This is a genomic window from Priestia sp. TSO9 (assembly GCF_021029645.1).
Taxonomy (GTDB): Bacteria; Bacillota; Bacilli; order Bacillales; family Bacillaceae_H; genus Priestia; species Priestia megaterium_E.
In genome coordinates this window covers 288,453-310,508 of record NZ_JAJEKD010000015.1, presented here as the reverse complement: position 1 = coordinate 310,508, position 22,056 = coordinate 288,453, and the positions used below count along the sequence as shown (strand labels likewise).

Below are 22,056 nucleotides of genomic sequence, written 5' to 3'. Positions count from 1 at the left end.
AGCGGTTGTATGCTTTCTAAGTTGTCTGTATATCAGACAACTTAAAGTGAGACAAACATGAGTCGCCGCGTCCAGACTTTATATTAACAAAGCGCATAAGTGGTTTAAGCAAGATAGTTTACTTTTTATATTCCTTGTTTCATAATGGCACTTGGCAGTGAATTTATTCGGTCAGGTTGTCTTACAATTATGGAGATAAAAAGCAAGTGTTAAATAAATTCATTAAAAAATTTAAATGTATAGAAAAAAAGGAGAGAATACAATTATGTCACTACGTGATCAAGCACTACATATGCATCAAGAAAAACAAGGTAAGTTAGAAGTTAAATCAAAAGTTGAAGTTCAAAACGCTCAAGATTTAAGCTTAGCTTACTCTCCAGGAGTAGCAGAACCTTGTAAAGAAATTCATGAACATCCAGAAACGGTGTATGATTACACAATGAAAGGAAACATGGTCGGCGTTGTGACAAATGGTACGGCTGTTCTTGGCCTTGGAAACATCGGACCTGCAGCTTCACTTCCTGTTATGGAAGGAAAAGCAATTTTATTTAAAAGCTTTGCAGGCGTAGACGCATTCCCAATTGCACTTGATACAACAGATACAGATAAAATTGTTGAAACTGTGAAATTAATGGCTCACACATTCGGAGGCATTAACTTAGAAGATATCGCAGCTCCACAGTGCTTTGAAATTGAAGAGCGCTTGAAAAAAGAAGTAGATATTCCTGTATTCCATGATGATCAGCATGGTACAGCAATCGTAACGGTAGCAGGACTTGTAAATGCATTAAAAATTGTAAACAAATCAATGGAAGACTTAAAAATCGTCTTAAACGGAGCAGGGGCTGCCGGCATTGCCATTACAAAACTTCTTTATTCTTACGGCGTGCGTGACATGATTATGTGTGATACAAGAGGTGCTATTTATGAAGGACGCCCTCAAGGTATGAACAAAGTAAAAGCGGAAGTGGCTTCTTATACAAATGTAAACAAAGAAAGCGGTACGCTAAGCGATGTAATTAAAGACGCAGATGTATTTATCGGCGTATCTGCAGCAGATGCATTATCTCAAGAGATGGTTAAATCAATGAATGAAGATGCAATTATCTTTGCGATGGCAAATCCTAATCCAGAAATCAAGCCGGATGCTGCAAAAGAAGCAGGAGCGGCTGTTATTGGAACAGGTCGTTCAGACTTCCCTAACCAAGTAAATAACGTTCTTGCATTCCCTGGAATTTTCCGCGGTGCGTTAGACGTTCGCGCTACTCATATCAACGAAGAAATGAAAAAAGCTGCTGTTGAAGCAATTGCAGCCCTTATTACAGAAGAAGAGCTGAACGCAGATTACGTTATCCCTGGACCATTTGATCCTCGCGTAGCGCCAGCTGTAGCAGAGTCTGTAGCAAAAGCGGCAATGGATTCAGGCGTTGCCCGCATTACAATTGATCCAGCACGTGTAAAAACACATACAGAACAATTAACAAAAATCGAAAACTAATAACGGTAAAAAAGCCCTTTGAAACGCTGTTTCAAAGGGCTTTTTGTTTTAAAGACCTGCTGTAACCGCTGTGAAATCTAAACGTAACACCATTTCATCTCCCATATGATGTACAATAAAGAGAAAAGAACCCAGGTTTTGTATCATAAAGGGAGGAACAAAGATGTACACCGTATTTTCAACATTTAATGTACCGGATGAAAAAGCTGAAGAAGTGATTGGAATTTATAAAAATCGTTCAAAATCAGTCGACGAGGCTCCAGGATTTGTAGACTTTCTACTTCTTCAAAACGATAAGCGAGCAGGGGAGCTCACCGTTCAGCTTACATTTGATACGAAAGAGAATTATTTAAGCTGGGTACGAAGCGAAGATTTCAAGCGTATTCATGATTTAGAGAAAAAGTACCCTGATCAAGAACTGGCAGCCGTCATCCCAAAAGTTTCTCAGTACAAAGTGGTGGCACGATGAGCTCACTTCCCGTTAATAAGATCGTCGAAAGAGTAACGGAGAAAATCTACGAGTTAGAACCTTCTTTGCTCGAAAAATTTGGAGAGCGCGGCAAAGAAAGATGTCATGAAGATAATCACTACCATATGAAGTATCTTGAGACAACATATAAGTTAGACAACCTGCAAATTTTTACCGACTATGCCTTATGGTTAAACAATTTACTCACAAGCCGAGGCATGAAAACACAGCATATTATTGATAATTTTAATTTTATACAAGAAGCGATGTTTGAACTAGATAATTATGGTGACAAACAAGTACAGGCGTATGTGGCTTACTTAGAAGAAGCAAATCATATACTGAAGCAACAGCAGCTTTAAAAAAGAGGCTAGTACAAAAGTGTTTTAGTTAAATGAAAATCCGAACGGGTTTGATTCTTGATAAAGAATTCAACCCGTTCGGATTTTTTTATTGGTAGGGTGAGCGCAAGTTTTCTGTATGTAGTTATGTCTCACTTTTTTGTTTTACATATGTATAAAGGTGGAAATAAAAAAGAAAAAGGAGAATACATATGCAAAAACAGCTAACAAAAGGAATCATGTTCTTAATCGCTATGTGTATGATTGGAAGTGCGGCAGCTTGTTCAGGTGAACCAGCTAACAAAACAAAATCTGATAATCATAAAGCAGAGGAAAAACCAATTGAAGACCGTCAAGAATTGACAAAGCTACAGCAGTATTCGAGCGACCCAGACATTAAAAAAGGGAAAGATGAAGATTTTGACTTGATCGGTACGTTAAAAAAAGACGCTGAAAAAGAAATGACGCTGAATATTGATGGTCAACTCGTTAAAGTACCAAAAAGCTCTGGGATGGAAGTGGAAGGCTCACAGCTAAAAGATATGATTAATAAAGAAGTAGAAGCTGAAATTGACGCAGCTAAACAAGAAGCAACTAGTATTGAATTAACTCCAAAAGCAACAGCAGATAAAGATGGCGTGTATGAACAAGATGGAAACGAACGTAAAATTGTGGGTGTTTTTATAGAGGAAAGTAACAAACACCTAACGGTAAAAGTTCCAAACGGCAAAAAAACGTATCAAAAAAGCACAGACTTTGAAAAAGAAGAAAAAGGCAGTTTAAAAGAAAAGACGGTATACCTTGAAATCAACTCAGCTAACGAAGTAGAAAGTATAGAAAAAGAAGATCGTGAATAAATAAAGCTACAGTTCTTCTTTCCCTCCTTGCTCTCTTGACTTTTCGAACTGTGTCACTTAACGTTACAGTAGAGAAAGAAAAAAGGTGGTTTATGGAAGATGAACAGTGAATTTACCATTGCCGTGCACAGCTTAGTGTTCCTAGCAAATTTACCAGATCACCGAGCAAGCAGTGAATCGATTGCTTATAACATCTGTACCAATCCTGCACGGGTTCGGAAAATAATGAGTACACTCAGAAAAAACAACTTGGTTCGGACAAAAGAAGGGCTAGGCGGCGGTTATACTTTAGGCTGCAGCCCTGCTGAAATAAGTCTTGGGTTGATTTACCGAGTTATATCGACAGGAACACTGAAGCCTCACTGGTGCAGCGGCGACCCTGACGCTGACTGTATTGTCAAATCAAACATTCAAACAGTGATGGACGACATTTTTACAGAGAGTGAGCAAAGCGTAATCAGGCATTTAGATCAAATGACGATCGAAGACGTGCTGAAAAAAGTTAAAACTGCTCACTAAAAAGCACCTTGCATGAGCAAGGTGCTTTTGTTATGACTCTTTGGAAGCGGCTGTTTCAGCAGCTGCTGCTTTTAAGCCGTCATTTACTTTTCTTCCATTCTCTAAATACTCTGTTTTGAAGCCGCTTTTTAAAGCCCATGTGTAGAAGAGAAGAGAAACAACAACAATAATTCCCATATCCCATCCATATTTAATGACGTTAAGGCCCCCAAACTTTTCGCTTCCAAGCCATGAAATAGTCATCATACACAGTAAGTATACAACCATCCATACGCCGCCTTTGAAGTTCTGGCGGAATCCCTTCCATTTAGCCTTTGCTTGATAATAAAAATAAATAGGCAGGCCGATTAAAATAATAAACAAAACTTGTCCAGTTAGCGGCCAGCGCGCCCAATATAGCGTTAATGAAGCAAAAATAAAGCCGAGCGGCGCAATAATGCTTAATCCTTTTAAACGAAGGGGACGATATAAATCGCTTCCAGTTCGTCTTAGCGTCATAACCGTAACAGGACCTGTAATGTAAGAAATAAGCGTAGCGACTGAAATAATTTCAGCAAGCACGCCCCAGCCCCGAAATAAAAACAAAAAGACAAGAGCAACAGCTAAGTTAAAAAACATGGCTTGACGCGGAACACCATAAATAGGATGAAGGCGTCCTAGAACACTTGGCAAATATTTATTTTGTTCCATACCATAAATCATTCGAGCAGTAGTAGCTGTATACGTAATACCCGTTCCAGATGGTGAAACAAACGCATCTGCATACAGTACAATGACAAGCCAGTTAATGTTAAGGGCAATGGCTAAATCTGCAAATGGAGAGTTAAAATTTAAATGACTCCATCCCTTCGCAATATCAGAAGGATTTACTGCCCCGATAAAGGCAATTTGTAGAAGCAAATAAATGACTGTAGCCACTAAAATTGAGCCTACAACCGCAATTGGAATAGATCTTCCAGGATTCTTTGCTTCTCCAGCCATATTAATGGGACTTTGAAAACCGTTAAAAGCGAATACAATTCCAGATGTAGCAACAGCTGTTAGCACACTAGCCCAGCCGTTTGGTGCGATGCTGCTTCCAGAAGTGAAGTTCTCACCGTGAAAGCCTACAAATAAAAGTGCTCCAATTGTAAGTCCCGGTATAACAATTTTAAAAATAGTGATTAACGAGTTGGCCTTGGAAAATAGTCCAACTGTCCAATAATTCAGTAAAAAGTAAATAATCAATAGCACCGTAGCGATAGCTAATCCTTCGCCAGTTAACGTTCCTTTTTCTACGAGGTGGCTTGTCCACTGTGCCCACTTCCAAGGCCACGAACTCATATACTGTACAGAAGCTACTGCTTCGACTGGAATAACGGATACAATCGCAATCCAGTTTGCCCAAGCAGCGATAAAACCAATAAACGAACCGTGTGAGTACTGCGTATACTTGACCATCCCGCCGGCTTCGGGAAACATGGATCCTAATTCACTGTAAGAAAGTGCAATAAATAAAATAACGACCATTCCAATGACCCATGATAAAATAGCAGCCGGACCTGCAATTTGAGCTGCTCGCCACGCTCCAAATAACCAGCCGGACCCAATAATTGATCCAAGTCCCGTCATGGTTAACGCGAATGTTCCCATTCTTCGATGTAAATTGTTCATCTGACTAACACCTTTCATGTAAAATAAGTCCTTCAATTAAACATTGTTGCTTTATTATTATTATTCTGAAATCTTTAGTTGTCAACTTTTGTCGTTACATGAAGTTCTTGGTACCTATTGATTTCCAGTTATATAGGACAGCTATCCTCAACCTTTCTGCCAAGGTAATTAAAGCGCTTTACTTTCTTTTTCATCCTACAGGAAACCCTACAGAAATAGATAGAAACCGACAAAAAGTTATCAAGTTCATACCTTATGCACTAGCAATATGAAAAAATTAGGGGATAAGTGGTAGTTATGTTCCCTAAAAACGTAAAAAAAAACATGTTTCATAATAAAGCCCCTTTTGAATAGGGAAGTCACTACCTTCAAAAGGGGTAAATATTAGCTAATCAGATCTTTATCTCTCTTGATGCTTATACTCAAGCAGTTTTACAACGTTTTCTACATCATTTTCAGCAGAAAGTTCGTTAATATTCACTTTATAAATAAGCGTATCCGTTGCAAAAAATTCATCTTCTCCCTCAGGTTTTACTTTTAAGTTTAAGATTTTCACCCGCACAATATGAGTGAACTTACCGCCTTTACCGGGCTGTATTTCACCCATTTGTATCCCGATATCATCTTTTTTAATCGGGCGAACTTTTACTTTTTTATGCTGTTTACCGTAAACCTTCTCATAATGAGAAGTAATATCTTGATGTACCCAAGGTTCAAGAGATTGATAAATAAAATCTTTTACAACAGGCTGACTTACGTGTGATTCTATATTTTCTTCTGGTATATTTTCTTCTGCGGAAATGGAAAGCGTAAAACAAAAAAAGACAAATGCTGCTAAAAATAGAAATTTTCCCACGAAAAAACCCACCTTACCTGTTCGTTTATGTAGCCGATTTACTAGATCTGCCTTTTTATCTTTTGAACAAAGGCAGGAAGGTATGCACAATTTTTTTTGTGGAATTTACCTTATTTAAAATCAATTTAGTTTAAATAAAATATGTTCTAAATAATTAATTGAAAATTCAAATGCGGTTTACGTACAAAAATAGCCAAGTGCTCCTTTACATAGGGACATTTGGCTATTTTCATGAATATTTTATGCTGCTGTTTTCTTATTGCCTTTGAAAATAAAATAAAGAGCTAATAACATAAATGCTACACCAATCCAGCGGGATAGATCAAAGGGTACTTCCTTGCTTCCAAACCAGCCGAAATGGTCGATAATCATACTTGCAAATAACTGACCGATAACAGTTGAGATATTAGCTGCTGTTACACCAATTTTAGGTACAGCTAAAACCGTTAGAAATAAATAAGATGCTCCGAATAAAGCGCAGGTAAGCTGCCATTTAGGGACATCAAAAACCGAGAGAATGTTTCCTTGACCAAAGAATACAACGACAATCGTTAAAATCATGGCACCTGTCGCAAAGGTTAAAAAAGCTGTTTCAAACGTACCTGTTTTTTTACTTAGTGTACCGTTAATAGAAGACTGAGCGCTTAGCGTTAATCCTCCTATTAAGGTAAGTATCACCATCAATAAACTCATCGTAAAACCCTCCTAGAAAATAAGTACAAGCGCAATTCCCATACATACAATAGCCATTACGCGTTCTTTGTTAATTTTAATTTTGCTGCTGCCAAGCCAACCAAAATGCTCAATGATCATGCTTGTAATGATTTGCCCTACAATAACAGCAACCATTGAAATCCCAATTCCGATAAAGGGAATACTAATAACTAGAATCGTTAAATAAAACGTACCTAATAATCCGCCCGTCAAATTCCACTTAGGGGCTTTTAAGACGTAAGGTAAATCTCCCTTTCCAGCAAATAAAGTGGTCAGACCTAAAATGAGCGTTCCCATGATAAAAATATAATAGCTGCTTTCAAGTTTCCCCACTGTTTTTCCGAGTTCTCCGGCAATAGCGCCTTCCATACTTAAAGCAGCGCCGCCTAGAACCGCAACTAAATAAACCAAAAACTTCACGTTTATCACTCCAATATTTCTTTATATTTGTATATCTAGAAAAATAGATATAATAAGTGAAAAAAACTCGTTAAAGTTTTTTTCGTAAGAATGAAGAAAGCTCTTGAAGCGTTTCTTCATTTCGGCGATAGTATGTCCATTGACCGTGCCGAATTGACTCTAACAAACCTGCTTTTTGCATCATGGAAAGATAACTGGACACTGTGGACTGAGACAGCTGAGCTTTTTCCTGAATATCTCCCACGCAAACACCGCCTCTGCTGCTGACCTCCTTAGGCAAATGTGCTTGTTTATCTTTGAAATGCTTTTCAGGTTCTTTTAACCACTCCAATATATTTAATCGAGTTTCATTAGATAATGCTTTGAAAATATCAATAGGTTTCATACTTATTATTTTATTCGTAACAGCTCAGATGTCAAATGTTCAAGTTTGCATTTTATAGTTGAATGACAAGCGATGGGTTGAATTATAACAGCTGCGCAAAAAAAGTCAACTTATAATAGAGGGTAAAGAAGAACGGTTTACTCAGTCATTTTTCTATGTATAGGATCAAAAAGTATCTTATTTTTTTGAGTAGAAAAGGTGACATATTCCTTATTTTTCAAGGGATAGTTTAGTAAAATAGAAAAAAGTGAATAACAAAAGAAGCTAGTCTATTTACTCAGGGGGAGGGCTGCATATGCAAGGGAAAACAAAACAAGTGCGCTTTCGTAATATGGTAGCGTATGGATTTGGGGATTTGTTTGGCGGAGGATCCTTTTTTATTATCGGCACATTATTTATGGTTTTTTTAACGGATGTAGTCGGGCTTTCTCCTGTAGAAGCAGGAACGATTGTAGCTCTTGGAAAAGTGTGGGATGCTTTGTTAGATCCAACCATTGGGTACATATCTGATCATCTTCAGACAAAAAAAGGACGAAGAAGAGTCTTTTTTCTTTTTGGAATCATTCCAGTTGCGATCACGTTCAGTATGCTGTGGATTCCTATTGAAGGCTCGCATATGTTCAAATACGCCTATTTTATCTTAGCCTACCTTTTATTTAACACGGCGTTTGGTATGGTCATGGTTCCTTACAATACGCTAGCAGCGGAGATGACGACAGATTATAGCATTCGTTCGAAAATGACGGGAATACGCATGGTCTTTTCACAAGGCGCTTCATTTTTAGGCGCTTTCTTCCCAAAACGAATCATTGATGCGTTTCCAGGTGGACAAGGGTATTTAATCATGGGCATTATCTTTGGTCTTCTTTTTGCTCTTCCATGGATTTTTGTCTATAAGGGAACATGGGATAGCGGAGAAGTAGTGGAACGCAAAAAGCAAAACGGATTTTGGTTAGAATTTAAGCAGCTTTTTATCAGTTTTGGAAGTGCATTTAAAAATAAGTCGTTTAACGTGTATCTTGCCATGTACTTAGCATCTTACATTGCAATGGATGTATTTAATGCCCTTTTCTTTTATTTTATTGCCTATTACATGCTGCGCGAAGCGATCTATGCAGACACCCTTAGCTTTGTGCAAATTACACAAGTGCTATTTATTCCTCTTGTTACGTACATAGCCATTAAGTTAGGAAATAAATTAACCTATAACTTCAGCATGATCATCTGGGGAACGGGCATTATTTTATTCAGTTTTCTAACAACAGATAGCTCGTTAGTTCTTATTTACTTAGCGGCATTTTTCTTAGGAAGCGGTCATTCTGGAGCAATTATGATTCCATGGAATGTACTGCCGTTCGTATCAGATGTAGATGAAATGATTACGACAAAAAGAAGAGAAGGCGTGTATGCAGGGCTGATGTCGTTTATTCGAAAATCTTCTCAGGCGCTTGCGATTTTTCTTGTAGGCGTTGCGTTAAAGAATATTGGCTATGTACCAAACGCTGAGCAGTCAGCGTCTACGCTAGCCGGCTTACAAAAGCTTTTCATGATTGTACCTGCTATTTTGATTCTCGCTGGAATTATCGCAACCGTATGGTTTAAAATAAGTCCGAAAAATCACAAAATCTTATTAACTGAAATTCAAAGAAGAAAAAAGGGAGGCCGAGCGAAAGACGTTACTCCTGAAGCGAAAGCGGTTTGTGAAAGTTTAACGGGTTATAAATACGAACAGCTTTGGAAAGACGTAACCATTTCAAAAGGAATTCGAGATAAAACGGTTGTTTAACCTATGACTTCACCAAAAAGCGCAAAATTTTCAGCGTAAACAATCGCTAATTATATCCAATAAGAAACTTCCTCTGACGTATTGCCTTTTGACAAGAAAAGAAATTCTCCTGTCTATCGACTCATTTTTCAGGTGAATTTTAGAAAGGAAGGATTTCTTACCATTAAAGATGTGCAATTTGGCACGTCTTGATAGGGTGGATTGTACAACTTATAATGAAACTATAAACTAACCACAGGCGCTTTCAAGGCGCAGGTATAAATTAGAAAGAAGGAAGGTACAGTTTATGCCAATTCGATATGTTTGTCCACAATGCCAAGGAGCCGGTAAGAAATTTGGATTGATAAAGTGCAAAGTGTGCAACGGCGAAGGAAACATTATCATGTCTTCAAATGAGCCAGATCCAACTAAAAATAAAAAATTAAAATCATCTTCTAAACAAGATAAAGCAATGTAAGGTATTGCTAGTAAAGGTATGTATGAACCCCGCTTTTCTATAAAAAAGCGGGGTTTTCTTCTAGACAGACGAACGCTTTTCTTATGATACAATAAAATGAAAGTCGCTAAAATAAGGGGTAGGGAACCGAAAGAAGAGGGAGATAGATGGAATACACCGCAAAACAATTTACGCCGCAGTTAGAACAACATATACATACAGTTGAAAGATCTATGCAAGAACTTCTCAAATCAATATATGCACAATATAAAGAAGCTTTTGAAAAAAAAGGGATGGAGCTTTCTGTAGATGTGATCCGTGAAGGGGCAAATCCTTTTCAGCCTGGTTACCACGCCACCATTCAAGTGGGTATTTTGGAAAAAGGTGAGTTTTTAGACGGTCTTTTTATTCCTATCTGGCACTGTGTATGCACGTTTTGGGGCATCCGTTCTTCGAGGAAGCTCCCAGGCAGTAAGATAACCGGCGAGCTGCTGGAAGAAACAGAAGAGGAAATAACAAAAGAAGTAGTAGGGTATTTAGAAATGCAGCTAGAAGATTAGAAGCACCCTGCTTCTAATCTTCTTTAAATTGAAGAAGGTGCAGTTTCTTTTTCAATTTGTCTTTTAGCACGAATAAAAGCCGTCAGCTGCTGAATTTCTTCTTGAGATAGTTCGGCACCGTCGACTGTAATCGTATGAGGTTGAGGCGAGGTTAATTCAATGGATGCATCTGAAAGAGAATGAGGTTCCTTTTCCTTACCTAGCAAGTAGTCTGTTGATGTATCAAATAGTTCTGCGATTGTAACGAGTGCTTCAAGAGAAGGACGACGATAGCCAGATTCGTATCCTGCGTATGTGCTTTTAGCAATTTCAAGCTGGTCAGCTGTATATTGAAGAGACCATTTTTTTTCTTTCCTGAGTTGAGCTAATCTGCTTAACATTCATGACGCTCCTTTGTAGGTGTAGTATGTAAAAAAACCGAGGCATTCAGCTCGCGCGCAGATTTTTGTAATCAAACCGTGAGCTAATTTACATTTTTATTCATTATATCATTGCTGCAGAAAAAAGTGTACGCGAAACGAATAATTTTTCTCTTGATTTATTGATTTTTGGTTACTATAATTACAGGTGAAGTACGCGAAATGAATATAATTTATTTGATAGATTGTCAGGTTTTTTTACAAAAATTAAGCAAAGGGGATGTCGGTTTTGAAAAAACTATTATTGTTATCAACTGGTGGAACGGTCGCTTCACTTGAAGGTGAAAATGGACTTGTTCCTGGAATGGAGCCAGATCAATTACTAAGCTACATACCTGATTTAAATGAACATTGTCAAATTGACAGCAAATCTCTTATGAATCTTGATAGTACAAATATGCAGCCAGAATGTTGGATAGAGATGGCAAAAGCGATTGAAGAGCATTATAATGAATACGATGGTTTTGTTATTACCCATGGAACTGATACAATGGCCTACACATCGGCAGCTCTTTCTTACATGCTTCAGCATTCTAAAAAACCAATTGCGATTACAGGATCTCAAATTCCTATTTCATTTAGTAAAACGGACGCGAAGCGCAATATTGCAGATGCGATTCGCTTTGCTTGTGAAGAAACAGGCGGAGTCTATGTAGTCTTTGACGGTCGTGTGATTCAAGGCACAAGAGCAATCAAGCTTCGTACAAAAAGCTATGATGCATTTGAAAGCATTAATTATCCATACGTGGCGTCTATCCATGATAATGCGGTGGAATATACAAAACCCGTTCGCTCTAGTAAAGAAGAGTTGACGGTTAATACATCTCTTTGTACGGATGTAGCGGTTGTTAAACTGTTTCCCGGCATTAAACCCGAATTTTTCGATGGATTAAAGGATGTATATCAAGGCGTTGTTGTTGAAAGCTATGGAAGTGGAGGTATTCCATTTCAAGTTCGCAACATTTTAGCCAAGCTTGTTGAGTTAACACACCACGGTGTATCCGTTGTCATTACGACTCAGTGTCTTGAAGAAGGAGAAGACATGGGCATTTATGAAGTAGGCCGAATGATTAATCATGATAGCGTCGTTCGCTCAAAAAACATGAATACAGAAGCCATTGTTCCTAAATTAATGTGGGTGCTCGGACAAACCAAAGACCCTCACCAAGTTAAAAAGATGATGGAAACGTCGATTGCAGAAGATATTAATTAAAAAAGAAAGCAGGTACAGCTATGAAACAAGAAACAGCAGGATATCGTACAGAAGCTGATTTTCTAGGAGAAAAACAAATCCCAGCAGACGTATACTATGGTGTACAAACCGCACGTGCCGTAGAAAATTTCCCGATTACAGGTTATAAAGTACATGAAGAAATGATTAAAGCGCTTGCTATTGTAAAAAAAGCGGCAGCGCTTGCAAATATGGATACAAAGCGCTTGTATGAGGGTATTGGAAATGCGATTGTGCAAGCAGCTGATGAAATCTTAGCAGGTCAGTGGCATGAATACTTTATTGTGGACCCTATCCAAGGTGGAGCAGGAACGTCAATGAATATGAATGCTAATGAAGTTATTGCAAACCGTGCCCTTGAAATTATGGGAGACAATAAAGGCGAATACGGTAAATTAAGCCCTAACAGCCATGTGAATATGTCTCAGTCAACAAATGATGTATTTCCAACGGCTATTCATATTTCAACGCTGAACTTATTAAATAAACTTCTTGTTACAATGAATGATATGCACGATGTGTTTAAACGAAAAGCGCAAGAATTTGATCATGTAATTAAAATGGGACGTACGCACCTTCAAGATGCTGTACCCGTTCGCCTTGGTCAAGAGTTTGAAGCATACAGCCGCGTGTTGGCGCGCGACATTAAGCGTATCAGCGCAACGCGTGACCATTTGCATGAAGTAAATATGGGAGCGACAGCTGTTGGAACAGGCTTAAACGCAGATCCTCGCTATATTGAAAATGTAGTCAAGCACTTAGCCGATATCAGCGGTCTGCCTCTTGTGCATGCAGAGCATTTAGTGGACGCTACTCAAAATACAGATGCTTATACAGAAGTATCTGCAGCCCTTAAAATCTGTATGACGAATATGTCTAAAATCGCAAATGACCTGCGTTTAATGGCATCTGGACCTCGTGCAGGTCTAGGAGAAATCAGCCTTCCTGCTCGTCAGCCTGGTTCTTCAATCATGCCAGGGAAAGTAAACCCGGTTATGGCTGAATTAATCAATCAAATTGCGTTTCAAGTAATGGGAAATGACCAAACGATCTCTCTTGCTTCAGAAGCAGGTCAGATGGAGCTTAACGTCATGGAACCTGTGCTTGTATTTAACTTGCTTCAATCAATCAGCATTATGAATAACGGTTTCAGAAGCTTTACAGATCACTGTTTAGCAGGAATTGAAGCAAACGAAACGCGCATGAAAGAATATGTAGAAAAAAGCGTAGGAATTATTACAGCTGTTAACCCTCACTTAGGCTATGAAGTCGTATCGCGTATTGCGCGTGAAGCGATTTTAACAGGAAAACCAATTCGTGAGCTTTGCCTTCAATACGATGTGTTAACAGAAGAGGAATTAGATCTCATTTTAAATCCATTTGAAATGACGAATCCTGGTATTGCAGGAAGTTCATTGTTTGATCGTCAGTAAAAAGAACGGCTTCCATAAGGAAGCCGTTTTTTTTATAAAGACATTTGCTGAATGACTGAGCGCATTTTCTGAGCTGTTGCAGCCAAAGCGTCATCTTTTTCAGCAAATTGGGGAATTTGCGTATAAAAATCTCCGAAACACTCCTCTTGGTAGCGTGGAACGATGTGCATGTGAAAATGAGTTAACTCGTTAAACATTCCCCCGTTTTGAGAGAGAGTAACTCCGTCTGGAACAAAGAGTGTCTTCACTGCTTTTGTCATTAGCTTCGCTGCTTTCATCACGGCCAGTACGTGTTCAGTATCAAATTCGTCGATTTCCACTATATGTGTTTTAGGAAGAATTAAGAGGTGGCCTTCGTTAAATGGCTTGTGGTCTAACAGACATGTCACAAATAAATCTTCAAATATCACATGTGATTTCTCTTGGTTATTTGCTAATCGACATCCTAAACAATTTATACGTTGATTCCCCACTATGCGTTCTCTCCTTTTTATAAAGTATATAATAGTAATTTTTAGAAGTAGTAGCTTGAGATATAAGCAGCTATTTTTTGCATTCCCTTTTTTAATTCTCTTATATTTTACAAATTTTTACCATGGTTTTAATTGTAAAAATAAAACAATTACAGTATAATGACGGTGTAACAGTTAACTGTAACTAACAAGGGGGGATTGTTTGAATACATATACAGGCAAGCAAATTACGGAGTTATTAAATAGTGAAGGTGCGGACCTGAACCTGCGTACGGTACGATATTACACGCAAATAGAAATCGTTCCTCCGCTAGTGCTAGTAGGGAATAAACGCGTGTATACAGATCAGCACGTTCACTACTTTCGAGCTGTGTTAACATTATCAAAAGCAGGGGATTCATTAGCTTCCATTCAAGAAACATTGCGTTCAATGAGTGATGAAGAAGTAAAAAACATCGGCGCGCAGCTTCCTCTTTACCAAAGTAAACAAATTCAAAATCAAGAAATGCATCAAGTGAATGAAGATGTATTTGTCGCTATGAACCGAAATTTATCAGCGGACGTACGGCAAAAAGTGATTGAGTCTGTTACTCAGATTTTAAAGGATCATTCATCGCATGATTAAATTAGCCTTAGCAAAATCAGTGATGGAAAAAGAAGAAGGAATGAACCACCTTTGTATTGCATTTGAACGTTCGCAAGTAAAAGTAACAAACATCACGATTGATATTCAGCTGCCCGAAGGTCTGTTTAAAACGACAAACTTAAATGGATACCGGGAAAACAAACAGGGGCAAATCGAAGTAAAACATATCGACGACGAACCTCTATTAATAGAGCTCTACACGGAAGAGGCCTTTTTATATCCACACGCAGAGGTTGCAGTTGCTGTGACTTACCGGGATGAAAGCTTGCATATGCAGCAAGAAAGACATTCTCTAATGATTAAATTTACGGATGAAGATTTGATAGGGGATTCATTTTTAAATCATGAAATCAGTACAAAAGTGAAAAAATTTGTTCGTACTAATTCAGGGGAAAGAGGCGGTCACATGAACTTAACTCCATATGTAGTGGAACAAACAAGCAAGGGAGAGCGTGCCTATGATATTTATTCAAGGCTGTTGCTCGACCGAGTGATTATGCTCACAGGTGAAGTTACGGATGAAGTGGCTACTAGCATTATCGCTCAGCTTTTATTTTTAGATGCAGAAAATCCAGAAAAAGATATCAGCATTTATATTAATTCAGCGGGAGGATCTATTACAGCTGGCATGGCTATTTTTGATACGATGCAGCTAATACGTGCAGATGTAAGCACATTGTGTATAGGGCTAGCAGCATCTATGGGTTCATTTTTACTAGCGGGCGGTCAAAAAGGGAAACGTTTTGCTCTTCCTAATAGCGAAGTGATGATTCATCAGCCGCTAGGAGGAGCAAAAGGGCAAGCAGCTGAAATTGAGATTCGAGCAAAGCGTATTTTACGGTTAAAAGATCACCTAAATGAACTTCTGTCTGCACGAACAGGACAATCGCTTTCAACAATTAAAAAAGACACTGATCGAGATACATTCTTTACAGCGGATGAAGCAAAAGAATATGGCTTGATTGATCAAATTTTAGTTCATCAATAAGGAGGGTACCGTGTGGAAAAAATAAATCGTTATTCAGTAGAATATGAATGGGCGAACGTGATTTTTTATCAAGAAGTAGAAGCAATGACTATACAGGAAGCAAAAGAGCGCATTCAACACACAAAAGTAAACGCCTCTATTCGCGCTGTTCATGTCATAGAAGATGTCGAATCGTAACGAAAAACTGGATCCTTTGGGGGATTCAGTTTTTTTGGGTAAATGAAGCAGGGATTTAGATGAAGAAAAGAGAATGCAAAAAGAGATTTAAAAACGAGCAGCTGGTAGCATCATTCAGCAAGAACATCTCATTTCAATTACAAAAAGAAAGGTAGATGTAAATGAAAAAAGTATGGTCTGGATTAGTTGTTCTCATTGCTATTTGTTGGGTGATAACAGGATGTCAGCAAAGCAGTGCTTCAAGCGGTACTGTTGAACAAAAGCTCGTAATCGAAAAATACATAGCCGATAATCAATATGGCCATGCGGTTAAAATGAAAGACCAAAATCAAGTGCAGAAAGTGCAGCAGTGGTTAAAAGATGTATCATGGAGAGAAGAAAAAGCTGAAATGATTCGAAAACCTAACTACATTCTTCACTTTGAACCGGTAGAAACAAAAAAGGATATAAAGGTACAATCTTATCGGATGTGGGTCAACTTAGGGAACGAAACCGTTGAATTAGCTACAGATACACACTACGCACAGTTAAAGGGCAAACAAGCAAGATCATTTATTGAATTAGTAGAGCCGAAATAGAAAGCAGCTATAAAACAATGTCCAATAAAAGCTAAAACTGCACCCGTTCATATTGAAGCTATCTTCACCGATATGCTTGAGGATATCGAAGGGACAGAGCTACTCATTACTAACGCGCTTGATATGGGGATATAGAAGTATTAAATGTGAGAGGTGACAAGCAGCAATTTTTAAATGTAGCAATAAAAAATTACACTTACAGGTACGTCATTGTTAAAACATTTTGCTACAAGAAGTAAGGGAAAAAGAGAAATCAAAACGCTGATTTCTCTTTTTCATTCAGGCATGTCGATGATTGTTATTTCCGCGCATTTTGCGTAAAACAAAACTCACAATTAAGACTAAAATAACAGCACCAATAATAGCAGGAACAATTGCGAATCCGCCGATCTCTGGACCGAAATCTCCAAAAATTAGAGAGCCTAACCATGCTCCAATGAACCCAGCAATGATGTTTCCGATAATTCCACCTGGAACATCTCGTCCCGTTAACACACCAGCAAGCCAGCCGATAAGCCCTCCAACAATAAGCGTCCAAATAAATGACATATACCTAACCTCCTTTTTATAGGGAATTCCTTTTCATTCTTTCCTAAAACACACCCTGTCATGCGACATGCTTGCTGCAAACCCTTTTACATTTTTTTATTTATTTATCATATATGCTAAGATAGCCTAACATTAAATTGAAGAGTTATGTATGAGAATTCACTGTGAAAGTAACGATAAAACGAAGGAGAGAAGTTCAGCTTATGTACGGTTTAAATTCAATTTAGCTCATTCTATTCGTAAAAAGGGACATCCGGTTCACTTTTTAAAGCTTTTTCCCCTAGTTTTACTTTTTTTAACGGTATTTGTGATATCATTTTAAATAAACAAATTCTTAACGGGAGAACAATATGGAGTCATTATTATTAGATAAAAAGCTTAAACACATTACGAATTTAATTCTAGAAAAAAAAGAAGAGTTCTCAAAACAAAAACAATATGAAGAAAAAGATATTCAACAACAGTTAGAACCGTGGCGCGTTCATTTAATTCAAATATATGCTGATTCTGTCTCAACAAATGATACAAAAAACGTTGAAGTGCTTGAGGAGTGGGGAAGAGAAGTAGCCAATTTACTCGTTGTCCTTCAGCTTCCTTTGGATGTAGCATTAGAAGAAATCAGCTATTACCGAAATCTTATCGGGGAAATTATTAAAGAAGAGGCAAAAGCCGAAACGTTTACGTTTGATGCCTTCTATCAAGTTATTTCTCGTTTCAACGTAGTAGTAGATAAGGCCGTACACTGGGTTAGTAAATCATATATGACCGACTTTGCAAACAAAATCCAATCGGCTCGCTATGCAATCGATGAACTTTCAATTCCTGTGGTACGCATTACGAAAGAAATTGGCGTGATTCCTCTTGTTGGCGATTTAGATACAAACCGCGCTCAAATTCTAATGGAAAATGCGCTTCAACACGGCAGCGACTACAAGCTAAATTGGTTGATTATTGATTTATACGCGGTTCCAATTATTGATACGATGGTAGCGGACCAAATTTTTAAAGTAATCGGTGCTTTAAGATTATTAGGAATTCAAGTGGTTTTAAGCGGGATTCGTGCTGAAATTGCTCAGACGATGGTGAACTTAGGGTTAGATTTGGCTGACATTACGACTTTCAGTAGCCTTCACCAAGCAGTGGAATACGTTAATCAAGAGGATTAATACAACACAAAAGCCCATGAGTATGTAACCATATCATGGGTTTTTATTGGTGGAAGAAAATTTGAAGCTTATTTAATAAAGCATCTAATGATTGACTAACTTGAAGTGTGTTAGGACTTGTCATTCCTTCACGGACAGCCGTTTGAATCATTAACGTTCGTGTCTGTTCGATTTCTTCTATTAGTATTTGGTACATGGATTTGTCTTTTGAGTGGGTTGAAAGCAGCATGTTAATTCCTCTTTTTTCTATAGTGATTATGGTTAAATTAACATTAATAGGTTTATTTTTCAATATTATGAAATTAAAAATAGTAAATTTTAAGAATTTTTCATATAAAAAAAGAACCTCTTTTTCAACAGAGGTTCTTTTTCTAATATAATAATTTATTAGGCATGTTTATGACTACCACGCATTTTTCTCATAATGAAACTTACGATTAACACTAAGATGATTGATCCGATAATAGCAGGAATAATAGCAAATCCACCTACAACTGGTCCGAAGCTTCCAAAGATGGCTGAACCTAACCAAGAACCGATAAAACCGGCAATGATGTTACCAATAATACCTCCCGGAACGTCTCTTCCCGTAATTAATCCGGCAAGCCACCCAATAATACCACCTACAATAAGTGCCCATAAAAATGACATGAATATCATCCTCCTTTTTAATGATGTATTGCTTATATAGGTTAATACCCCACTTAAGAGAAAACTATTCATAGAATAACAAAAAAAAATAAAAAAACTTCTAAAAGGATTTAAGAACTGCGATAGAGTCATAGAAAATAGACTAACTAGTATATAATAGAAAAAGAAACATAGGTTAGAAGAGAAAGGAGACATGAAGTGAAAATAAAAAATCAAAGCGATGTAGTAGAACAGCACTTGATTCAGCACTGGATGTATTTTCAGCATACGAAGAAATCTGTGAAGGTGGATACATCAGAAACTAAATGGATTTCTGCATCTCCTTACAATCGGGGTATATATGCAGGAACCCGTCATATTGAGCCAGCGCTAGGGATATGCTCTCGGGAAGGGGAGGAACCTCTATGGATTGTTGGTCCATCTTCATATGATAACCTTGGGCCAGTTCTTCATAAAAATGGATTTGTTCCTTATGAAAAATGGATCGGAATGATTCAGCACATTCAAGAAAAAGAATACATACATACAGGAGTAGAAGGGTTTCAATGTAAGCGAGTGAGCTCAGAAGCTGAATTGAAAGAATGGATAACGGTATACATAGACGGCTATCAAAAACCAAAAGAATATCAAGCTGACTTTCTTGAAAGGTTTAGGGAGCTTATGCAACACGCTGACCAATATCACTTATATCTGGGTCTTTATCACAACCGGCCAGCTGTAGCTGGGTCTCTCTTTTTTTATGATGGTACAGCGGGTTTGTATTGTATCACTACAGCTAGACATATGAGGAGAAAAGGCCTGGCCACCGCATATTTGAAGGAAGTTCTTACTGAAGCAAAAAAACGGGCGGATACGTGTATTTTGCATGCTACAAGTGCAGGAAAGCCAGCCTATGAGAAACTTGGTTTTACAGCGGTTAACGAATTTGATGTATACAGATGGAAAAATAGGAATGGAACAAAATGTGCTGCAGTTCACGAAAAAAAGAGACAAAATTCGACAAAATTTTAAAAAAGTGTAGCTTCCATTTCATTTTTGGTGTATCCTAGGACAAAGTAGCAGCATGAGCTAGTGTTGTACATAGAACACAGATAAAAGGAGTCATTATGAAACATTTTTTTAAAACGAGCACGTTTTGGATAGGTTTGGTTGTTGGAATCGCGCTCACATTTGGGGGATATTTTACTGTTACTAGTATTTACGATTATTATTTAGGACGAGAACAGCTGAAAGTATTGACTGCCTCTCAGAAAAACCTTCAAACTGCTTTTAAAGAGTATAATCAGCTGATGGCCGAAAAGAAAACCAAAAAGCAATTTATCAATGAACTCGATGATATTTCAAATACTATAAACTATGAATATAATGAATTAGCTTCCCTTGATCCTACGATAAAAACGATGTATAAGCATACGGGCGTCATCGATGATATGGAACTGATGATTGATAATATCGATAGCATCTATGAATTAACGATGAATGATCACAAAGACGCAACAAAACCGCTTCAAACCTACGTATCTGATTTAATGGAATATGTAGAAAAAGATATGAAAAAAGAAATAAGCATGCTAAGTAAATAGAACAAAACAGCTGTCTAAACAAATAGGCAGCTGTTTTTTTGTTGATTATAAAAGGAATCTTTTGGTTGCAGGCGAAAGAGTATACTATGCACCCACTCGCTTACGTGCACCACGTTTACAAAAAAGGGAGGACATAGTATGAAAAAAGTGGTGATCATCCTATTTAGTTTGTTTTCATTAGCCGCATGTCAGGTTCCTACAGCTGAAACGCTTGAAGATCCTTATCCACCCGCTATAAAAATAATAGCTGAAGGCAAAGAAGCCATCATCAAGCCTTTATTCTTTTGCTGGACCGAATGTGAAGCTGATTTTGGCGAACGAAAAAATTTTAGACAAATTGTTATGAAAGATAGTATTCCCGTCTCTCAAGATGGTCAAGTGTCCATTAAAATAGATGGTAAAAAACCTAATGCGCTTTATTACAAACAAATTCGCAATCAGTCTATTCATGAAAACATAGTAGAAAAAAAGGACATAAAAAAAACATCTGCTATTACAGTAGACTCTGCCTCTCACAGTGACAGTGATCGGTATATACTCGTAGCAGATTGGAAAGATAACAAGGGAAAAAAGTTAATCGGGCGTGTCTACTATACTCCAGTAAAATTTGAAACACCATAGATATGGCTCTCTATGCTGTAATAGAGAGCCATGTGCTTAACTAATGGAATTAAGTGCTTGTGCAAGAGAAGAAGTAGTTTTAACCTGTTCAAATGAAAGCCCTAAGCGAATGGCAGTTTGAGAAATTTCCGGTCGAATTCCAGATAAAATTGTTTGCACACCAATTAAACGAAGAGCTTTTACCAAATTAAAAATCTCTTGTGCCATCATCGTATCAATCGTAGCTACACCGAGCAGGTCAATACATAAATGTTCAACGCCTTTTTCCGAGCATTGCTGAAGCGTGTTTTCTAAAATAAACTGACTTTTGACCGTTCCAATATCCCCCACAAGAGGCAGAAGTGCAACTTTATTTTGAAGCATGATCACAGGAGAACTTAATTCATTAATTAAGTCTTTCTGAGCGTTCAGCTGTTCTTGCGTATTTTTATGATATTCTTGAATAAAGATATAAATAGATAGATCAAAAGCTTTAACAATAATGTCATACCACATAAATATCTTATCTACGCTTACCTCATCCGAATGCAAAGAGATAAACTTCTTTAAGTAATTAACGGCAATTTTTTGTGAATTAAAATATTCTCGAATAATAAAGTGAAGAGGCGTACTTAAATGCTTTGGATCACGCGCTAGTTCTATCGACCACTGCTGAAAATCCGAAAAAAAATAATCCTCATCTCTTATAAATACATCAAATAAATGCTGAAAATAATCTTGATTTTGCTGCTTCAGTTCTTTCACAATTGCTGGATTTTTACTCGAATAGACAGAGAACTCATTTTCATCGTCGAGCTGATTGTACCAGTCTTCAGTTAATTGAAGAGAATGTTCTTTGAAAAAATGATATAAGTCCTGATTTTTATGCATGAAGACTCTCCTTATATATGTATAGTCTAATTGTTTTATAAATAAAGGCATAAAAGCATCCCCTGATCTAGAGTGAGGATGCTTATAAATAAATCCATTATGAAGCGCATTTATTTTCCTATACGCCTTGTTTTCCCTAACTGTATACTCTCAAACCCAATTTATTAAAAAATAAAC

Annotated in this window: 29 protein-coding genes; 18 read left to right on the top strand and 11 right to left on the bottom strand. The window is 37.6% G+C overall.

Features of this window, described 5'->3' with window-relative positions; all coding sequences use genetic code 11:
• Positions 1–265 precede the first annotated feature (265 nt).
• From ystJ to LJC66_RS16355, 5 genes are all read left to right on the top strand, one after another.
• Positions 266–1,498 carry an NADP-dependent malic enzyme gene (gene ystJ / locus LJC66_RS16375; RefSeq protein WP_050691453.1) on the top strand — a complete coding sequence of 411 codons (1,233 nt, stop codon included), beginning with the start codon at positions 266–268 and terminating at the stop codon, positions 1,496–1,498.
• A 163-nt stretch (positions 1,499–1,661) separates the two neighbouring features.
• Complete coding sequence (locus LJC66_RS16370) at positions 1,662–1,967, top strand: antibiotic biosynthesis monooxygenase family protein (RefSeq protein ID WP_013057785.1); 306 nt, start codon at positions 1,662–1,664, stop codon at positions 1,965–1,967.
• Positions 1,964–2,329 (top strand): hypothetical protein, encoded by a 366-nt coding sequence (locus LJC66_RS16365; protein WP_195696558.1) that lies wholly within the window; start codon positions 1,964–1,966, stop codon positions 2,327–2,329. Before LJC66_RS16370 ends, LJC66_RS16365 begins: the two co-directional genes overlap by 4 nt.
• A 191-nt stretch (positions 2,330–2,520) precedes the next feature.
• Entirely contained in the window at positions 2,521–3,165 is a 645-nt protein-coding gene (locus tag LJC66_RS16360; RefSeq protein ID WP_230933031.1) for a hypothetical protein, read from the top strand.
• Positions 3,166–3,264: 99 nt separating this feature from the next.
• The gene (locus LJC66_RS16355; protein ID WP_195696560.1) at positions 3,265–3,684 is read left to right on the top strand and encodes an Rrf2 family transcriptional regulator; all 420 of its coding nucleotides are present in this window, start codon (positions 3,265–3,267) and stop codon (positions 3,682–3,684) included.
• 30 nt (positions 3,685–3,714) lie between these two features.
• Here the strand turns inward: LJC66_RS16355 and LJC66_RS16350 are convergent, their stop codons facing one another.
• The 5 genes from LJC66_RS16350 to LJC66_RS16330 form a co-directional block, all read right to left on the bottom strand.
• The gene (locus LJC66_RS16350; RefSeq protein ID WP_025751143.1) at positions 3,715–5,337 is read right to left on the bottom strand and encodes a glutamate/serine transporter AimA; all 1,623 of its coding nucleotides are present in this window, start codon (positions 5,335–5,337) and stop codon (positions 3,715–3,717) included.
• 400 nt (positions 5,338–5,737) lie between these two features.
• Positions 5,738–6,193 carry a hypothetical protein gene (locus tag LJC66_RS16345; RefSeq protein WP_014459377.1) on the bottom strand — a complete coding sequence of 152 codons (456 nt, stop codon included), beginning with the start codon at positions 6,191–6,193 and terminating at the stop codon, positions 5,738–5,740.
• Positions 6,194–6,433: 240 nt separating this feature from the next.
• Positions 6,434–6,886: a DMT family transporter gene (locus LJC66_RS16340; RefSeq protein WP_013057779.1), complete on the bottom strand. Its 453-nt coding sequence runs from the start codon at positions 6,884–6,886 to the stop codon at positions 6,434–6,436.
• Positions 6,887–6,898: 12 nt separating this feature from the next.
• Positions 6,899–7,327, bottom strand: a complete 429-nt coding sequence (locus LJC66_RS16335) for a DMT family transporter (RefSeq protein ID WP_230933030.1) — start codon at positions 7,325–7,327, stop codon at positions 6,899–6,901.
• 70 nt (positions 7,328–7,397) lie between these two features.
• Complete coding sequence (locus LJC66_RS16330) at positions 7,398–7,712, bottom strand: ArsR/SmtB family transcription factor (protein ID WP_013083854.1); 315 nt, start codon at positions 7,710–7,712, stop codon at positions 7,398–7,400.
• Positions 7,713–8,007: 295 nt separating this feature from the next.
• Here LJC66_RS16330 and LJC66_RS16325 point away from each other — a divergent pair, with 295 nt between their 5' ends.
• The 3 genes from LJC66_RS16325 (at position 8,008) to LJC66_RS16315 (ending at position 10,494) form a co-directional block, all read left to right on the top strand.
• Entirely contained in the window at positions 8,008–9,498 is a 1,491-nt protein-coding gene (locus LJC66_RS16325; protein ID WP_195696562.1) for an MFS transporter, read from the top strand.
• 286 nt (positions 9,499–9,784) lie between these two features.
• Positions 9,785–9,955 carry a hypothetical protein gene (locus tag LJC66_RS16320; RefSeq protein WP_013083852.1) on the top strand — a complete coding sequence of 57 codons (171 nt, stop codon included), beginning with the start codon at positions 9,785–9,787 and terminating at the stop codon, positions 9,953–9,955.
• A 146-nt stretch (positions 9,956–10,101) separates the two neighbouring features.
• A complete protein-coding gene (locus LJC66_RS16315) occupies positions 10,102–10,494 on the top strand; it encodes a hypothetical protein (protein WP_230933029.1) in 393 nt (130 codons plus the stop codon).
• Between the two features lie 23 nt (positions 10,495–10,517).
• On the opposite strand, the gene LJC66_RS16310 is transcribed toward LJC66_RS16315, so the two are convergent.
• Positions 10,518–10,874, bottom strand: a complete 357-nt coding sequence (locus LJC66_RS16310; RefSeq protein ID WP_028409189.1) for a helix-turn-helix domain-containing protein — start codon at positions 10,872–10,874, stop codon at positions 10,518–10,520.
• Positions 10,875–11,142: 268 nt separating this feature from the next.
• Here LJC66_RS16310 and LJC66_RS16305 point away from each other — a divergent pair, with 268 nt between their 5' ends.
• A complete protein-coding gene (locus tag LJC66_RS16305; RefSeq protein WP_025751148.1) occupies positions 11,143–12,126 on the top strand; it encodes an asparaginase in 984 nt (327 codons plus the stop codon).
• A 20-nt stretch (positions 12,127–12,146) separates the two neighbouring features.
• Positions 12,147–13,577 (top strand): aspartate ammonia-lyase, encoded by a 1,431-nt coding sequence (gene aspA / locus LJC66_RS16300; RefSeq protein ID WP_014459383.1) that lies wholly within the window; start codon positions 12,147–12,149, stop codon positions 13,575–13,577.
• Positions 13,578–13,609: 32 nt separating this feature from the next.
• Here the strand turns inward: aspA and LJC66_RS16295 are convergent, their stop codons facing one another.
• Positions 13,610–14,053: an HIT family protein gene (locus LJC66_RS16295; protein WP_195697027.1), complete on the bottom strand. Its 444-nt coding sequence runs from the start codon at positions 14,051–14,053 to the stop codon at positions 13,610–13,612.
• Positions 14,054–14,252: 199 nt separating this feature from the next.
• Between LJC66_RS16295 and LJC66_RS16290 the strand changes: the two genes are divergently transcribed.
• The 4 genes from LJC66_RS16290 to LJC66_RS16275 all read left to right on the top strand — a co-directional run bounded on the left by LJC66_RS16290 (position 14,253) and on the right by LJC66_RS16275 (position 16,439).
• On the top strand, positions 14,253–14,675 hold the full coding sequence (locus LJC66_RS16290; protein ID WP_230933027.1) for a MerR family transcriptional regulator: 423 nt from the start codon (positions 14,253–14,255) through the stop codon (positions 14,673–14,675).
• 427 nt (positions 14,676–15,102) lie between these two features.
• Positions 15,103–15,684, top strand: a complete 582-nt coding sequence (gene clpP / locus LJC66_RS16285; RefSeq protein WP_230933716.1) for an ATP-dependent Clp endopeptidase proteolytic subunit ClpP — start codon at positions 15,103–15,105, stop codon at positions 15,682–15,684.
• 12 nt (positions 15,685–15,696) lie between these two features.
• Positions 15,697–15,861, top strand: a complete 165-nt coding sequence (locus tag LJC66_RS16280; RefSeq protein WP_195696566.1) for a hypothetical protein — start codon at positions 15,697–15,699, stop codon at positions 15,859–15,861.
• 161 nt (positions 15,862–16,022) lie between these two features.
• A complete protein-coding gene (locus LJC66_RS16275; protein ID WP_013057766.1) occupies positions 16,023–16,439 on the top strand; it encodes a YhfM domain-containing protein in 417 nt (138 codons plus the stop codon).
• A 279-nt stretch (positions 16,440–16,718) separates the two neighbouring features.
• Here LJC66_RS16275 and LJC66_RS16270 read toward each other — a convergent pair whose 3' ends face one another.
• Positions 16,719–16,988 (bottom strand): GlsB/YeaQ/YmgE family stress response membrane protein, encoded by a 270-nt coding sequence (locus LJC66_RS16270; RefSeq protein ID WP_013083843.1) that lies wholly within the window; start codon positions 16,986–16,988, stop codon positions 16,719–16,721.
• Positions 16,989–17,338: 350 nt separating this feature from the next.
• On the opposite strand from LJC66_RS16270, the gene LJC66_RS16265 reads away from it, so the two are divergent.
• The gene (locus tag LJC66_RS16265) at positions 17,339–18,154 is read left to right on the top strand and encodes an STAS domain-containing protein (RefSeq protein WP_195696567.1); all 816 of its coding nucleotides are present in this window, start codon (positions 17,339–17,341) and stop codon (positions 18,152–18,154) included.
• A gap of 43 nt (positions 18,155–18,197) precedes the next feature.
• Here the strand turns inward: LJC66_RS16265 and LJC66_RS16260 are convergent, their stop codons facing one another.
• Both LJC66_RS16260 and LJC66_RS16255 read right to left on the bottom strand, forming a co-directional pair.
• Positions 18,198–18,383 (bottom strand): aspartyl-phosphate phosphatase Spo0E family protein, encoded by a 186-nt coding sequence (locus tag LJC66_RS16260; protein ID WP_050689875.1) that lies wholly within the window; start codon positions 18,381–18,383, stop codon positions 18,198–18,200.
• Positions 18,384–18,541: 158 nt separating this feature from the next.
• Entirely contained in the window at positions 18,542–18,805 is a 264-nt protein-coding gene (locus LJC66_RS16255; RefSeq protein WP_013083841.1) for a GlsB/YeaQ/YmgE family stress response membrane protein, read from the bottom strand.
• 198 nt (positions 18,806–19,003) lie between these two features.
• On the opposite strand from LJC66_RS16255, the gene LJC66_RS16250 reads away from it, so the two are divergent.
• The 3 genes from LJC66_RS16250 to LJC66_RS16240 all read left to right on the top strand — a co-directional run bounded on the left by LJC66_RS16250 (position 19,004) and on the right by LJC66_RS16240 (position 21,009).
• Positions 19,004–19,816, top strand: coding sequence for a GNAT family N-acetyltransferase (locus LJC66_RS16250; RefSeq protein ID WP_230933026.1), 813 nt, complete (start codon positions 19,004–19,006; stop codon positions 19,814–19,816).
• 95 nt (positions 19,817–19,911) lie between these two features.
• Positions 19,912–20,388, top strand: coding sequence for a hypothetical protein (locus LJC66_RS16245; protein WP_195696569.1), 477 nt, complete (start codon positions 19,912–19,914; stop codon positions 20,386–20,388).
• A gap of 138 nt (positions 20,389–20,526) precedes the next feature.
• On the top strand, positions 20,527–21,009 hold the full coding sequence (locus LJC66_RS16240) for a hypothetical protein (protein ID WP_195696570.1): 483 nt from the start codon (positions 20,527–20,529) through the stop codon (positions 21,007–21,009).
• Positions 21,010–21,045: 36 nt separating this feature from the next.
• On the opposite strand, the gene LJC66_RS16235 is transcribed toward LJC66_RS16240, so the two are convergent.
• The gene (locus LJC66_RS16235; protein WP_195696571.1) at positions 21,046–21,879 is read right to left on the bottom strand and encodes an STAS domain-containing protein; all 834 of its coding nucleotides are present in this window, start codon (positions 21,877–21,879) and stop codon (positions 21,046–21,048) included.
• Between the last annotated feature and the right edge of the window lie 177 nt (positions 21,880–22,056).

Excerpts from the sequence above, each read along its gene's own strand:
- LJC66_RS16350 (WP_025751143.1), bottom strand. The coding sequence starts at position 5,337 with ATGAACAATTTACATCGAAGAATGGGAACATTCGCGTTAACCATGACG.
- LJC66_RS16340 (WP_013057779.1), bottom strand. The coding sequence starts at position 6,886 with ATGAGTTTATTGATGGTGATACTTACCTTAATAGGAGGATTAACGCTA.
- LJC66_RS16360 (WP_230933031.1), top strand. The coding sequence starts at position 2,521 with ATGCAAAAACAGCTAACAAAAGGAATCATGTTCTTAATCGCTATGTGT.
- LJC66_RS16330 (WP_013083854.1), bottom strand. The coding sequence starts at position 7,712 with ATGAAACCTATTGATATTTTCAAAGCATTATCTAATGAAACTCGATTA.
- LJC66_RS16320 (WP_013083852.1), top strand. The coding sequence starts at position 9,785 with ATGCCAATTCGATATGTTTGTCCACAATGCCAAGGAGCCGGTAAGAAA.
- LJC66_RS16265 (WP_195696567.1), top strand. The coding sequence starts at position 17,339 with ATGGAGTCATTATTATTAGATAAAAAGCTTAAACACATTACGAATTTA.
- ystJ (WP_050691453.1), top strand. The coding sequence starts at position 266 with ATGTCACTACGTGATCAAGCACTACATATGCATCAAGAAAAACAAGGT.
- LJC66_RS16240 (WP_195696570.1), top strand. The coding sequence starts at position 20,527 with ATGAAAAAAGTGGTGATCATCCTATTTAGTTTGTTTTCATTAGCCGCA.
- LJC66_RS16355 (WP_195696560.1), top strand. The coding sequence starts at position 3,265 with ATGAACAGTGAATTTACCATTGCCGTGCACAGCTTAGTGTTCCTAGCA.
- LJC66_RS16270 (WP_013083843.1), bottom strand. The coding sequence starts at position 16,988 with ATGTCATTTATTTGGACGCTTATTGTTGGAGGGCTTATCGGCTGGCTT.
- LJC66_RS16255 (WP_013083841.1), bottom strand. The coding sequence starts at position 18,805 with ATGTCATTTTTATGGGCACTTATTGTAGGTGGTATTATTGGGTGGCTT.
- LJC66_RS16315 (WP_230933029.1), top strand. The coding sequence starts at position 10,102 with ATGGAATACACCGCAAAACAATTTACGCCGCAGTTAGAACAACATATA.
- clpP (WP_230933716.1), top strand. The coding sequence starts at position 15,103 with ATGAACTTAACTCCATATGTAGTGGAACAAACAAGCAAGGGAGAGCGT.
- LJC66_RS16275 (WP_013057766.1), top strand. The coding sequence starts at position 16,023 with ATGAAAAAAGTATGGTCTGGATTAGTTGTTCTCATTGCTATTTGTTGG.
- LJC66_RS16235 (WP_195696571.1), bottom strand. The coding sequence starts at position 21,879 with ATGCATAAAAATCAGGACTTATATCATTTTTTCAAAGAACATTCTCTT.
- LJC66_RS16325 (WP_195696562.1), top strand. The coding sequence starts at position 8,008 with ATGCAAGGGAAAACAAAACAAGTGCGCTTTCGTAATATGGTAGCGTAT.
- LJC66_RS16245 (WP_195696569.1), top strand. The coding sequence starts at position 19,912 with ATGAAACATTTTTTTAAAACGAGCACGTTTTGGATAGGTTTGGTTGTT.
- LJC66_RS16370 (WP_013057785.1), top strand. The coding sequence starts at position 1,662 with ATGTACACCGTATTTTCAACATTTAATGTACCGGATGAAAAAGCTGAA.
- aspA (WP_014459383.1), top strand. The coding sequence starts at position 12,147 with ATGAAACAAGAAACAGCAGGATATCGTACAGAAGCTGATTTTCTAGGA.
- LJC66_RS16365 (WP_195696558.1), top strand. The coding sequence starts at position 1,964 with ATGAGCTCACTTCCCGTTAATAAGATCGTCGAAAGAGTAACGGAGAAA.
- LJC66_RS16260 (WP_050689875.1), bottom strand. The coding sequence starts at position 18,383 with ATGCTGCTTTCAACCCACTCAAAAGACAAATCCATGTACCAAATACTA.
- LJC66_RS16310 (WP_028409189.1), bottom strand. The coding sequence starts at position 10,874 with ATGTTAAGCAGATTAGCTCAACTCAGGAAAGAAAAAAAATGGTCTCTT.